This is a genomic window from Planococcus sp. ISL-109, from assembly GCF_018613655.1.
In the GTDB taxonomy this organism is placed as follows: Bacteria; Bacillota; Bacilli; order Bacillales_A; family Planococcaceae; genus Planococcus.
Genome location: NZ_JAGGPW010000004.1, coordinates 1,090,595 through 1,103,248 on the forward strand (window position 1 = coordinate 1,090,595; position 12,654 = coordinate 1,103,248).

The 12,654-nt window shown below is 49.3% G+C and carries 8 protein-coding genes, 20 tRNA genes, 1 rRNA gene and 1 pseudogene; 3 read left to right on the forward strand and 27 right to left on the reverse strand.

Translation table 11 applies throughout. The features are described 5' to 3' along the window. The first annotated feature begins 2 nt into the window (after positions 1-2). Positions 3-1,025: a metal ABC transporter solute-binding protein, Zn/Mn family gene (locus J7E21_RS07205; protein WP_215106044.1), complete on the forward strand. Its 1,023-nt coding sequence runs from the start codon at positions 3-5 to the stop codon at positions 1,023-1,025. A 34-nt stretch (positions 1,026-1,059) separates the two neighbouring features. On the opposite strand, the gene menC is transcribed toward J7E21_RS07205, so the two are convergent. The 6 genes from menC to J7E21_RS07235 form a co-directional block, all read right to left on the reverse strand. Then, on the reverse strand, positions 1,060-2,124 hold the full coding sequence (menC, locus tag J7E21_RS07210) for an o-succinylbenzoate synthase (protein ID WP_215106047.1): 1,065 nt from the start codon (positions 2,122-2,124) through the stop codon (positions 1,060-1,062). Then, on the reverse strand, positions 2,115-3,548 hold the full coding sequence (locus tag J7E21_RS07215; RefSeq protein ID WP_215106049.1) for an o-succinylbenzoate--CoA ligase: 1,434 nt from the start codon (positions 3,546-3,548) through the stop codon (positions 2,115-2,117). The genes menC and J7E21_RS07215 overlap by 10 nt, the downstream gene beginning before the upstream one ends. A gap of 109 nt (positions 3,549-3,657) precedes the next feature. After that, on the reverse strand, positions 3,658-4,479 hold the full coding sequence (menB, locus tag J7E21_RS07220) for a 1,4-dihydroxy-2-naphthoyl-CoA synthase (RefSeq protein WP_215106051.1): 822 nt from the start codon (positions 4,477-4,479) through the stop codon (positions 3,658-3,660). A 19-nt stretch (positions 4,480-4,498) separates the two neighbouring features. Continuing rightward, positions 4,499-5,302 carry a 2-succinyl-6-hydroxy-2,4-cyclohexadiene-1-carboxylate synthase gene (gene menH / locus J7E21_RS07225; protein ID WP_215106053.1) on the reverse strand — a complete coding sequence of 268 codons (804 nt, stop codon included), beginning with the start codon at positions 5,300-5,302 and terminating at the stop codon, positions 4,499-4,501. Next, positions 5,293-6,996 carry a 2-succinyl-5-enolpyruvyl-6-hydroxy-3-cyclohexene-1-carboxylic-acid synthase gene (gene menD / locus J7E21_RS07230; protein WP_215106055.1) on the reverse strand — a complete coding sequence of 568 codons (1,704 nt, stop codon included), beginning with the start codon at positions 6,994-6,996 and terminating at the stop codon, positions 5,293-5,295. The genes menH and menD overlap by 10 nt, the downstream gene beginning before the upstream one ends. After that, complete coding sequence (locus J7E21_RS07235) at positions 6,983-8,374, reverse strand: isochorismate synthase (RefSeq protein WP_215106057.1); 1,392 nt, start codon at positions 8,372-8,374, stop codon at positions 6,983-6,985. Before J7E21_RS07235 ends, menD begins: the two co-directional genes overlap by 14 nt. 161 nt (positions 8,375-8,535) lie before the next feature. On the opposite strand from J7E21_RS07235, the gene J7E21_RS07240 reads away from it, so the two are divergent. After that, complete coding sequence (locus J7E21_RS07240) at positions 8,536-9,450, forward strand: 1,4-dihydroxy-2-naphthoate polyprenyltransferase (protein ID WP_215106059.1); 915 nt, start codon at positions 8,536-8,538, stop codon at positions 9,448-9,450. A 152-nt stretch (positions 9,451-9,602) separates the two neighbouring features. Further along, positions 9,603-10,583 (forward strand): annotated as a pseudogene (locus J7E21_RS07245) (DMT family transporter). An 11-nt stretch (positions 10,584-10,594) separates the two neighbouring features. On the opposite strand, the gene J7E21_RS07250 reads toward J7E21_RS07245, so the two are convergent. From J7E21_RS07250 to rrf, 21 genes are all read right to left on the reverse strand, one after another. Then, positions 10,595-10,666: transfer RNA gene (locus tag J7E21_RS07250), tRNA-Glu, on the reverse strand. 6 nt (positions 10,667-10,672) lie between these two features. Beyond that, positions 10,673-10,764 (reverse strand) — tRNA-Ser (locus J7E21_RS07255). A gap of 5 nt (positions 10,765-10,769) precedes the next feature. Next, positions 10,770-10,845, reverse strand: a tRNA-Asn gene (locus J7E21_RS07260). 4 nt (positions 10,846-10,849) lie between these two features. Then, positions 10,850-10,926 (reverse strand) — tRNA-Ile (locus J7E21_RS07265). Positions 10,927-10,928: 2 nt separating this feature from the next. Then, positions 10,929-11,002: transfer RNA gene (locus tag J7E21_RS07270), tRNA-Gly, on the reverse strand. Between the two features lie 4 nt (positions 11,003-11,006). After that, positions 11,007-11,082: transfer RNA gene (locus J7E21_RS07275), tRNA-Phe, on the reverse strand. A gap of 13 nt (positions 11,083-11,095) precedes the next feature. After that, a tRNA-Asp gene (locus J7E21_RS07280) sits at positions 11,096-11,171 on the reverse strand. Between the two features lie 3 nt (positions 11,172-11,174). After that, positions 11,175-11,251, reverse strand: a tRNA-Met gene (locus J7E21_RS07285). Positions 11,252-11,294: 43 nt separating this feature from the next. After that, positions 11,295-11,387: transfer RNA gene (locus J7E21_RS07290), tRNA-Ser, on the reverse strand. Positions 11,388-11,402: 15 nt separating this feature from the next. Next, positions 11,403-11,479, reverse strand: a tRNA-Ile gene (locus J7E21_RS07295). Between the two features lie 8 nt (positions 11,480-11,487). Then, positions 11,488-11,561: transfer RNA gene (locus J7E21_RS07300), tRNA-Met, on the reverse strand. Positions 11,562-11,583: 22 nt separating this feature from the next. Next, positions 11,584-11,659: transfer RNA gene (locus tag J7E21_RS07305), tRNA-Ala, on the reverse strand. Positions 11,660-11,665: 6 nt separating this feature from the next. Further along, positions 11,666-11,742, reverse strand: a tRNA-Pro gene (locus tag J7E21_RS07310). A gap of 27 nt (positions 11,743-11,769) precedes the next feature. After that, positions 11,770-11,846 (reverse strand) — tRNA-Arg (locus tag J7E21_RS07315). 24 nt (positions 11,847-11,870) lie between these two features. After that, positions 11,871-11,959 (reverse strand) — tRNA-Leu (locus J7E21_RS07320). Positions 11,960-11,984: 25 nt separating this feature from the next. Further along, positions 11,985-12,059: transfer RNA gene (locus J7E21_RS07325), tRNA-Gly, on the reverse strand. A 5-nt stretch (positions 12,060-12,064) separates the two neighbouring features. Next, positions 12,065-12,149 (reverse strand) — tRNA-Leu (locus J7E21_RS07330). A 22-nt stretch (positions 12,150-12,171) separates the two neighbouring features. Then, positions 12,172-12,247, reverse strand: a tRNA-Lys gene (locus tag J7E21_RS07335). Positions 12,248-12,256: 9 nt separating this feature from the next. Next, a tRNA-Thr gene (locus tag J7E21_RS07340) sits at positions 12,257-12,332 on the reverse strand. Positions 12,333-12,346: 14 nt separating this feature from the next. Further along, positions 12,347-12,422: transfer RNA gene (locus J7E21_RS07345), tRNA-Val, on the reverse strand. Positions 12,423-12,431: 9 nt separating this feature from the next. Continuing rightward, a 5S ribosomal RNA gene (gene rrf / locus J7E21_RS07350) occupies positions 12,432-12,547 on the reverse strand. Positions 12,548-12,654: the final 107 nt, after the last annotated feature.

The window sequence follows — 12,654 nt, forward strand, 5'->3', positions numbered from 1 at the left end:
TTATGAAACAAATTTTATCGATAACAGGACTTGCACTTATTTTGCTGTTGGCCGCATGCGGCGGTACTGAGGAACCCGAAGTGGAAAATGATACAGTCGATGAGACGGCTGCAGAAAAAGTCGATGTGTATGCGACCGTTTATCCGCTCGTCTATTTCGCAGAACGGATCGGTGGAGACCGCGTCGATGTCAAATCGGTTTATCCGCCAGGGTCAAATGAGCATACGTTTGAACCGACGCAAAAAGATATGATCAATATGGCAGATGCAGATCTGTTGTTCTATGTCGGACTGGGGCTAGAAGGCTTTATTGACAGTGCACAGCAAACTTTGCAAGATGAAAACCTTGAATTCGTTGCCACTGCAGATGCAATTACGGACGAACAACTAGAAGCAGCTGCAAGTGAAGAGGCTCATGGCGACGAGGAAGACGAGCATGGACAGGAAGAAGATGAAGAAGGACATGAAGAAGATGAACTTGGCCATGAAGAACATGACCACGGCTCCACTGATCCGCACGTATGGATCTCTCCCGTATTGAGCCAACAATTGGCAGCTTCTATCCGCGATTCATTGACAGACGCAGACCCTGAAGGTGCAGAGCAATTTGAACAAAACTATGAGGAACTCGTTGCTGAACTAGAAGCGCTTGATGAGTCATTCCAGAACTTAAATACGCAAGTCGAACGTGACACCTTCTTCGTCTCCCACTCCGCTTTCGGTTATCTGTCTGCTCCTTATGGCTTTAACCAAGTAGCAGTGGCCGGCTTGAACAGCCAAGACGAACCGTCACAAAGAGAATTGACCGAAATTGTCGATATGGCTCGTGAACAGGACATTCAGTACATCGTCTTCGAACAAAACGTTTCGTCGAACCTGACGGAAGTCATCCAAAACGAAGTCGGCGCTGAAGCGATCGAAATGCATAACCTCGGCGTCTTGACCCAAGAAGATATCGACAACAACGAAACCTATTTCACTTTGATGGAAAAGAACTTGCAAGTCCTTGAAACGGTCTTGAAATAATAAAAACTCGCCGAGTACTCCTTCGGCGAGTTTTTTATATTGTAAGCCTATAACCGATTCCTGGGTCCTGGCTAAGTTTGATTTCCCCTTGCTCTACACGGATTTCCGGAGCGATGATGTCTTTCTTCCAAAAGTGGTCCGAAGCTGAAAAATCCCCCGTCAACTTGATTTCCGGTAAAGAGGCCAGCGCCAGATTATGCGCCTTTGATATGCCGAATTCAATCATGCCGCCGACCCACATCTCCACCTGTTGCTGACGGCAAAACTCCACAAGCTTTAAAGTTTCCGTCCAGCCGCCGAGGCGTCCCATCTTCAGGACGATTATGTCTCCTGCCTGCTGTTCCACCATGCGCTTGGCATCTTCCAGACTGGCAATGCTTTCATCCAGGCAGATTTGCGTCTTCATCGTTTTTCGTGCATCGCGGTGCAATATCCATTGTTGTTCCTCGTACGGCTGTTCGATCAACGAAAAGCCCACTTGGTCAAATTTCTGCAAAACTTCCAGTCGGTGCCCTGAAAAACTGCCATTGGCATCGGCGTAAAACGATGTATCAGGATAGTTTTTTATAACTTTTTCCAAAAGTGCAGCATCAGACGTTGGTGAAATTTTGAGTTTGATACGCCGGTAGCCACAGTCGACCGCCTGTTGAATGCGGCTTTCTATTTCGCCGCTTTCTGCTGCGACCACCACACCGGCCGGTACCGGTTCAGCGGTTCCACCGACAAACAGATGAAGCGGCAATCCAGCGCTTTTCGCGAAAAGATCCCATACGGCCATTTCCATAGCGGCCTTTGCCATGCGATTGCCTTTAACGCTGGAAAATAGGCGGTCCGCATCAGACGGTTCAGCCAAACGCTGATCGATCAACAGCGGAGCTAGAACTTGCTCCATGACAAATCGGCTGCCCGCTACCGTTTCTTCTGTATACCAAGGCGTATCAAAGGCGACGCATTCGCCGTACCCTTCACGGCCATCCGTGTCCCGAAGCGTCACGATTGTCACTTCGCGAGCTTCGACCCGTTGCAGCACCGTTAGAAAGGGCTGTTTTAATGGCTGTTTGACCGGATCAAATTGAATATCTGAAATCGTCACAGCCATTTCTTCAATTCCCTTCTAAGCAGTTTATTGGATGCACTCCGTGGCAATTCGTCCACTACATGGAAGATTTTCGGCACTTTATAGCCGGCTAAATGTTTCCGGCAAAAAGAAGGCAATTGTTCTTTCGCCTGGACATCATCCAACACAACAAAAGCCGCTGGCACTTCCCCCCATTGTTCATCCGGCATGCCGCATACCCCGGCTTCCCTCACTGCCGGATGCGCCATCAAGACTTTTTCGATCTCAGCCGGGTAAACATTCTCCCCGCCCGATACGAGCAGGTCCGAGCGTCTGTCGACGACATACAGAAAGCCTTCCACGTCGAGATATCCGATATCCCCAGTCGGCAGCCATCCGTCTATCTGGACAGGCCGCTCCCGAAATTGGCCGATATAGCCAGGTGTCACTTGAGGTCCTTTAATGAATATCTCACCATTTTCACCCGCCCCGTGCGCGCCGTCGATTTTCACTTGGTATAAAAACAACGGTTTTCCGGCAGAGCCGATTTTCGTCTTCGCATCAGCCGGCTGCAAAGTCGTTGTCTGAGAGGAGGTTTCCGTCATGCCATATGTCTGCAGCACTTGAATGCCATGCGCTTCCGCACGCTGCAAATACGATACCGGCACTGGGCCGCCGCCTGCAAGGATCTGCTTGAAGCGCGGAGACACGCGCAGGTCCCGCTGCTCGATCTCCCGTAGCACCTGTTCGAGCATCACGCCGACCATCGAGCTGTGTGTCACTTGCCCTTTGCACAATTCATCAGCACATGCCGCCGCATCGAATTTCTCATACAGCCGGACGCCCATGCCGTAGATGAGCGAGCGCATCAATACCGAAAACCCGCTAATGTGAAACAGCGGAACGGTGCATAGCCAAACGTCATCGGGCGATACCCCAAGATTCAACGCGGAAGAAACCGCGCTGGAAAAATGGTTTTCAGCCGTCTGTCTGACCCCTTTTGGATTGCCGGTCGTTCCCGATGTGAACATGATTGAAATCGTCCGGTCTTTTGGCCATTCGGTCTTCAGCAAAAAGTCGACTGGTTCAACGCTCTTCAGTTCATCAAAGGAAATCGGATTTGTTACGGCCACTTTCTCCATAAGTGCCGTATGCACCAGCACACGGTCCACTTGTGCATCGTCGATCTGATACGCAAGCTCCCCTCCGGCCAACCGTTCATTGAGCATGACCATTTCACAGCCGATGTGCATGCAGCCGTACATAACAAAAACAGCATCTGGATGCGATTTCGACAGCAGCGCCACCCGTGACTTTTCAGTGATGCCAAAACTTGCTAGCTTCCCGGAATATTCGAGTGCGAGCTCATTCACTTCGTTGAACGTCCATTCGTTCTCGCCATAAGATAAAGCCAGTTGATTTCCTGTCAGATAAGCACGCTGCGTCAGCCAATTCGGATAAGTCATTTTCAAAATCCTTTCTTTCAAGCCTATTCCGTGATTACTTTAGTTTAAGGGTAAGTTGATTGAAAAAAAGCTGCCTCCGAAGAAGACAGCTCTTTGTGAAAACTTATGATCAAGGGAACCGCGGGAATTGGCCAAAGTCCGGTTTGCGTTTTTCTTTGAACGCATCGCGGCCCTCTTTTGCTTCATCCGTTGTGTAGTAAAGCAATGTCGCGTCGCCAGCCATTTGCTGAAGTCCTGCGAGGCCATCTGTATCGGCATTCATCGCCGCTTTAACGAACCGCAGTGCGGTCGGGCTCATTTCGAGCATTTCTTGGCACCACTGAACCGTTTCGTCTTCCAGCTGTTCGTAAGGTACGACCGTGTTGACAAGGCCCATATCAAGCGCTTCCTGTGCATCGTACTGGCGGCACAGGTACCAGATTTCGCGTGCTTTCTTGTGTCCGATGATGCGTGCCAAGTAACCTGAACCGTAGCCTGCATCAAATGAACCGACGCGCGGTCCAGTTTGGCCGAAGCGTGCGTTGTCCGCAGCAATCGTCAAATCGCAGACGACGTGCAAAACGTGTCCGCCGCCGATCGCATATCCAGCGACCATCGCGACAACCGGTTTTGGAATGACGCGGATGAGGCGTTGCAAGTCCAAGACGTTGAGGCGCGGAATTTCATCTTCACCGACATAGCCGCCGTGTCCGCGAACGGATTGGTCGCCGCCCGAGCAGAATGCTTTCTCGCCTTCTCCCGTCAAGACGATGACGCCGACTTCGGCATTATCACGCGCACGTGAAAATGCATCGATCAATTCGTGAACTGTTTTCGGACGGAATGCGTTGCGCACTTCCGGACGGTTGATGGTGATTTTGGCGATGCCGTTATACGTTTCGTATTTGATGTCTTCATATGTACGTTCTGTAACCCATTGACGTGTTGTCATATTAGTCCTCCTCGATAATTCAATTTAATAGTTCCTTTACCATTGTAGCAAATTCGGCTGGTTTTTCCACATGAATCGCATGTCCTGCATAGATGAGCTTGTGCTGTGCATTCGGCAACCTCTTGTTCATTTCCTGTGCGATGGCACAAAACTTCGGATCCAGCTCTCCGGTTACGAGCATCACCGGCATGTCCAGCCCCAGAAGGCAGTCCCAATAAGAAGACTGTGAACCGCTGCCCATCCCAAGCAGACTGTTCGCCAAGCCTATAGTCGATTGAGCCAAACGCTCATTTCGCACTTCCTGCTGAAACGCGTACGGTAATGATTTTTGGCTTTCAAATAACGGGATACGTTCCCACTTATCAATAAACGGTTCTATGCCATTTTCAATAATCGAATAAGCCAGTGCAGCATCGCTTTCTCGCCTTGTGCGTCTGGCCTGCTCATCCCGCAAGCCGGGAGAAGAACTTTCCAACACGAGCCTTTGCACCCTTACAGGATATTCACACGCATAGGCAAGCGCGGTTCTCCCGCCCATCGAATAGCCGAGCAATGTAAATTGCGGCAACTGCAAGGCTTCAAAGATCGCCTCCAAATCTTCCAGCTGCTGCTCCATGCTATAACGGCTAGCGTCCAGGGGGCTCTCTGTTTTGCCGTGGCCGATAAGATCGACCACGACCACTTTGTATTCCGGCCAGTGTTGCACTGTTCTTTTCCAAGTGTCGGTGCTGCCCGTAAAACCATGTAGCAGCACGATAACCGGGGCATAGTCTTGTTCTGTCATTTCGATATGATAAGACACACCGCGAACCGTCAGTTCCATTTGTCGAGCTCCTCGTTCAGCCGGCTCCACAACTTCCGGTGTGTCGTGACATTGTGCGCACGGTCCGTCGTCACTTCAATGATGCGGACCGGCTTTTCTTTCGGAGTTCTAAGCGCGTATTGCAACTCCTCTACCGTATCCGCAGAAAAATACTCGGCATCATACATTTCGGCCGCCGCTTTAAAGCCAATTCCTGTCGGTGTGCCGAACAGCTCTTCATAGTACCGTTCTTCTTGTGACTGCGGCAAATACGAAAAGATGCCACCGCCGTCATTATTCATGACCACAATCGTCATATCAGCAGCTTGAAGCTTCGATGCGATCAAGCCGTTTAAATCGTGCAAGAGCGCCAAGTCGCCGATCAATAAAAATCCAGGCCGGCCTTTTGCGGATTGGATTCCAAAAGCCGTCGAGACCACTCCGTCAATGCCATTGGCGCCCCGGTTCGCAAAAATTTGGACATCCCGTTCCGTCACTTGGAAGTAAGTGTCAGCATCCCGTATCGGCATGCTGCTGCTGACGGTCAAGTCACACCCGTCCAATTCCTCAAAAAAGGCTTGCGCCAATACGCCCTCATCCACTTGTTGCCCACAATGCTCCGCGATAGTGGCGCGCGCAATCACTGCCGCTTCCATCCACAGATTGAGATACGAACTATCCGGACATTCACTAAGCTTCAGTTTCCATAAAGCAGAAGAATCTTGCTGGATATGGTGCGTGACAATCGATTGCGGGTCGCGCAGCATCGGGCTTTCGTCGATGACGATATAACGCTTCGGTTTTATTTTTGACAGGAATAAGCTGAGCGGTTTTGACACGGGCTGAGGCCCGGTTCTTACGACAACGTCCGGTATAATACGCTTAGTAAAGCTTTCATTTTTCAGTAAGGCATCATACGAATCGATAATCAATCCGTGCATATCTTCTGGAATGTTTGCCCGCAGATTCGACAAAGGGTCCGCAAGCACCGGCCATCCGAGCTGGCGGATAAACCGCCATTGCTCTTCTGAAATATGCCCGGTATTTTCTCCGGCAATCAACAGGCCTCGTCTTTGTGCGAGGGATTCCTCTAAAAAGCCCTGAGCTTCAGCCGAGAGCTGCTGGCTGCTTTCAAATCGGTGCAGTTCGCTCACGCTTTCGTACGGTTGGTCAAAATCGATGCCTAGTGGTTCACGGAACGGTACATTCAAATGGATCGGCCCTTTCGGCGCCGTCTCTGCCACTGCAGCGGCTCTCGCCAAATGACGTGCCAAATAATCTAAGCGGTTGCCTTGTTCAGGCAACGGCAAATCCACCGACCATTTAACATGGGAACCGAATAAATTGATTTGATTGATCGCTTGCGGCGCACCGACTTCCCGCAATTCGTGCGGACGGTCTGCCGTTACGACGATCAGCGGCACGCGCGCATAGAACGCCTCGACAATCGCCGGAAAATAATTGGCGGCCGCAGTTCCGGACGTACACACTAAAACAACTGGGCTGTTCGTCGCTTTAGCCAAGCCGAGCGCATAAAATCCAGCGGAACGCTCATCGATTTGGCGGTAGGTTTCCATGCCCTCTTGTTTCATGAAAGCATAAGCCAGTGGTGTCGAACGGGACCCAGGGCTGATGACCGCTTTTTGGACACCAGCCTGAACAAGGGAATGCGTAAATGCAAACACGTATTCAGTTAAAAACTCACGATTCGTCATGAAGATTTCCTCCCAGGACTCGGAGCATCGGACGGAACTTGACCCACGTCTCTTCATATTCGGCTTCCGGCGTCGAATCAGCTACAATTCCGCCGCCTGCATACAAATACGCCTTATTGCCATCAATCAATGCTGACCGAATCGCCACTGCAAATTCTCCGTCGCCTTTCGCATCAATCCATCCGATCGGCGATGCATAATAGCCCCGATTCAACGGCTCATATGAACGGATCAAACTCAAAGCTTGATGTTTCGGTTCACCGCCAAGAGCTGGTGTCGGATGCAGCGCTTCGACCAGATCCAGGAGCGAACTGCCGTTTTTCAATTGCCCTTCTACCGGTGTATGAAGGTGCTGGATATCGCGTATTTTCATCAATTTAGGAATGTGTGGAATTTGTGGGATCGAACAATGTTCTTTAAACACATCGCCGATCATTTGTACTACGTATTGGTGCTCGGAACGGTTTTTCGAATCGTTCAGCAAAGCATTTCCCAATGCCTCATCTTCCTCCACCGATTTCCCGCGAGGGGTTGATCCAGCAAGGCAAGTGGACAATGCTTTTTGCGCCTCCACTTTGACGAGCCGCTCCGGTGTCGCACCGAAGAAGAACTGCTCTCCCGCTTCTAAACCGAACAAAAAGCTTTCCGGCTGTTCATTTGCCGCTTGTGAGAGAGCAGCCGCTGCTGACAGCGGCTCTTCAAAACGCAGCCCCAGTGCCCTAGCGATGACGACTTTATCAACTTCGCCGGATCGGATCACTCTCGTAACTTTTTCAATCGAGCGCATATATTCTTCTTTTTTCAATTCCTTCTTTTCCAGTACGCGTGGTTTCATATACACTTTCGGCTCCGAAACTTGTGTTGCATGAATAAGCCGATCGCGTTCTTTTCGAAGTGCTTCAAAATCCGCAAAACTGTTCGGTTTGTTGGTGATCAAGTGGACACTGACATAAGCCTGCTCCCCTTTCACAATCAACTGGAAAGTCGGCATGGCAAAATAAGCCTGCGGGAAGTTTCTCCATTCGCTCGGCTGATTGTTCAAGGGGTCGAATGAAAAGCCGCCGAACAAAACCGGCTGCACAGCCGTTTCCTCGTTGACCAATTGTGCACTTAACGCTTGCCAGTCCTGTTGTATGCTTTTATAGCGCTCTTCATGATCATCTGCTGTCAAAACATATGCATGCCCAAGACCGACCATCGTAAAGGATTTTTCGCGGTTCTGCCAGAACATACGCTTCCCTTCATATGATTCTTGTCCCGCTTCAAAAAATGCTAGTGCAGACATGGTGGAAACTTCGATGGTTTCCGTATAAAAGCGATAGCCGCTAAAGCGGTTCGCTGCCAATTTTTCGGTTGATGAATACGATTGTGGATTCACCGGATTACCTCCGTTTACTACAGCGTCAAACAGCTGTGATGCATTTTACTCTCTGCCTTCTATCATACCCCTTTCTCTGGAATTCAGCACAACATATGCTGTAAAAATCTTCGTTTTGAAGTACAATATAGGTTGGAATGAAATGAATAGGAGAGATACAAATGACACATTCCATACAAGCTGATAGCGGTTGGCGCGTCTGGTGGCAGCTTACCCGCCCTCATACATTGACCGCATCATTCGCACCCGTTTTTCTCGGGACCATGATTGCCATCCACTACAGCACTTTAGATTGGCCACTGTTTCTCGCAATGCTGATAGCCAGTTTACTGATACAAGCAGCCACCAATATGTTCAACGAATACTACGACTATGCACGCGGGCTGGACACCAAGGAATCCATCGGCATAGGCGGTGCAATCGTGCGCAATGGTGTTTCCCCAAAAACCGTTCTTGTACTCGCCTTTTTGTTATATGCCATTTCCGCAGTGCTCGGCCTCTATATTGCTGCAGCTACAAGCTGGTGGCTCCTTGCAGTCGGTGGAATCGGGATGTTGGTAGGTTTTTTCTATACCGGTGGCCCTTATCCGATCGCTTATACACCGCTCGGGGAATTATTTTCCGGATTATTCATGGGCTTTCTCATCGTCATTGTCGCCTTTTATGTCCAAACGGGAACAATCACAACTACAGCTATCATGCTAGCTATACCAAGCACATTGCTCGTTGCTGCAATCATGATGGCCAATAATATCCGCGATATGGTCGGAGATGAGAAAAGCGGCAGACGGACCTTGGCGATTTTAGCTGGCAGGCCAGCAGCCGTTACGATTTTCATGTGGTTCTTTATTTTGTCCTATGCATGGATCATTTTATTGGTCGTACTCGGAACCGTCAGCCCCTGGGCCTTATTGGTTTTACTGAGTATAATAAAACCGATTAAAGTCATTATGATATTCAAGCGTTATACTGAACCTCTGCAAGTCATGCCAGCTATGAAAGATACCGGCATCACAAATACTTTATTTAGCTTCTTACTGGCAATCGGACTATTGGTTGATTATTTTTTATCATGAATATGGAAAAGCTGACAGGAGCGCCCCCCGTCAGCTTTTTCTTTCTATATAAAGTTTAAAGCTTAGTCTTTCAGACAACTCCTTTCTATATATAGTATAAAACACTAAGTTGCGATATATTGTTTTTAGTATATACAGAAATGAGAAATGTTATGAAACCGATCATATTAGGGATCATAGGCACCCTATTTTTCGCCGTTACATTTGTGGTGAATGCTCTGATGGATGCTGGAGGTGGTCATTGGGTATGGAGCGCTTCGTTGCGCTATCTCTTCATAATCCCATTTCTGCTCTTAATCGTTTTTCTCCGGGGCAATTTAAGTTCTCTTTTTAAAGAAATGGCAAACCATAAGAAATAATGGTTACTTTGGAGTTTTGTCGGGTTCGGGCTTTTCTATGCTCCTCTGTGCTTTGCAGCTGCTTATTCTCCTGGCTGGCTGATTGCCGGCACGTGGCAAGTCACAATTATTGCTGGCACATTATTAACACCGCTATTTTACATAAAAGTAACTACTTCCAATCGAGTATTAGTTCATAGACAACAAATCCCGCTAAAAGGATTAATATTTTCATTGATCATCCTAGCAGGAATAGTTTTAATCCAGCATGACCATTTAACAAGTGTTTCTATTATGACCGTTCTTCTTGGTTTAATCCCTGTATTGATTGTTGCTTTTGCTTATCCGCTCGGTAATCGAAAAATGATGGAACTCTACGAAGGACGATTGGATGCATATCAACGCGTTCTTGGAATGACTTTGGCTAGCCTGCCGTTTTGGCTCATTTTATCGTTATATGGCTTTAGTACAGTCGGAGCACCCTCTTTCACTCAAACTTACCAAACTATAGTCGTCGCCATCAGTTCAGGAGGCATAGCGACCGTTCTTTTCTTTATGGCGACCGATATGGTTAGGGACAATATGCCAAAACTCGCTGCAGTTGAAGCGACGCAATCCTTGGAAGTTATCTTTGCGCTCGTGGGAGAATTGTTACTGCTGTCCATTGTATTTCCTTCCCCGCTTGCCTTACTCGGTTTAATTTTGGTTATGGTCGGTATGACAACCCATAGCTTTGTTTCTAAGAATGTCGTGCAAACTAAAAACGAAAAAAGCGTCATGCATATGAATGCATGACGCTTTTTATATGACCCCTACGGGATTCGAACCCGTGTTACCGCCGTGAAAGGGCGGTGTCTTAACCGCTTGACCAAGGGGCCTATTACTGGCGGAGAAGGAGGGATTTGAACCCTCGCGCCGGTGTTACCGACCTACACCCTTAGCAGGGGCGCCTCTTCAGCCACTTGAGTACTTCCCCAGTTATGGCTCCGAAGGTAGGACTCGAACCTACGACCATCGCATTAACAGTGCGGTGCTCTACCAACTGAGCTACTTCGGAACAATGGTGGGCCTAAGTGGACTCGAACCACCGACCTCACGCTTATCAGGCGTGCGCTCTAACCAGCTGAGCTATAGGCCCATTGGAGCGGGTGAAGGGAATCGAACCCTCATCATCAGCTTGGAAGGCTGAGGTTTTACCACTAAACTACACCCGCAATATGGTGGGTCAGGACGGAATCGAACCGCCGACACTTAGAGCTTCAATCTAATGCTCTACCGACTGAGCTACTGACCCATATTTAAAAAAATGGCGGTCCCGACCGGGATCGAACCGGCGATCTCCTGCGTGACAGGCAGGCATGTTAACCGCTACACCACGGGACCATTTGGTTGCGGGGGCAGGATTTGAACCTGCGACCTTTGGGTTATGAGCCCAACGAGCTACCGAACTGCTCCACCCCGCGATAATAATATAGAAGAAAAAATTGTCCACACATTTTGTAAATATGGAGGAGGAAGAGGGATTCGAACCCCCGCGGGATTTGACTCCCCTGTCGGTTTTCAAGACCGATCCCTTCAGCCAGACTTGGGTATTCCTCCATGGTAATATATAAATGGTGGACCTTGCAGGACTCGAACCTGCGACCGGACGGTTATGAGCCGTCTGCTCTAACCAACTGAGCTAAAGGTCCTAAAAAAGTGGCGGCAGAGGGGATCGAACCCCCGACCTTACGGGTATGAACCGTACGCTCTAGCCAGCTGAGCTACGCCGCCAGGATCTTTAAAGTATGTTAGTTGGTGGAGCCTAGCGGGATCGAACCGCTGACCTCCTGCGTGCAAGGCAGGCGCTCTCCCAGCTGAGCTAAGGCCCCATAAAGTGGTCGGGAAGACAGGATTCGAACCTGCGACCCCTTGGTCCCAAACCAAGTGCTCTACCAAGCTGAGCTACTTCCCGACTAAATAGGATGATGACTGATAAATATGGTGCGCCCGAGAGGACTCGAACCTCTAACCGCTTGATTCGTAGTCAAGTACTCTATCCAATTGAGCTACGGGCGCATTATATGATTTTTCGCAAAAGAATGGTGCCGAGGACCGGAATCGAACCGGTACGGTAGTCACCTACCGCAGGATTTTAAGTCCTGTGCGTCTGCCAGTTCCGCCACCCCGGCTAGGGTTGGCATCTGTGCAAAAAAATGGAGCGGAAGACGAGGGTCGAACTCGCGACCTCCACCTTGGCAAGGTGGCGTTCTACCACTGAACTACTTCCGCAAAAATGGTGCGGGTGAAGGGAGTCGAACCCCCACGCCCGAAGGCGCTAGATCCTAAGTCTAGTGCGTCTGCCAGTTCCGCCACACCCGCGTGGCAATTAAATTGTAAAAAATGGTGAGCCATGAAGGATTCGAACCTTCGACCCTCTGATTAAAAGTCAGATGCTCTACCAACTGAGCTAATGGCTCCTACATGAGTGGTGCCGGAGAAAGGACTTGAACCCTCAACCTACTGATTACAAGTCAGTTGCTCTACCAGTTGAGCTACTCCGGCAACAAAATGAAAAGTGGTGGAGGATGACGGGATCGAACCGCCGACCCTCTGCTTGTAAGGCAGATGCTCTCCCAGCTGAGCTAATCCTCCATATGTAGTGCCCAGCGACGTCCTACTCTCACAGGGGGAGACCCCCAACTACCATCGGCGCAAAAGAGCTTAACTTCCGTGTTCGGGATGGGAACGGGTGTGGCCTCTTTGCCATCATCACTGGACTATAAGATTTTCGAAAGACAAGACTTATTATACCAACTCTGACGAGTTTTACAAGTCTTTTTTTGCCGTAAGGCAAAGTTTCTTGTTCTTTCAAAACTGGATAAAT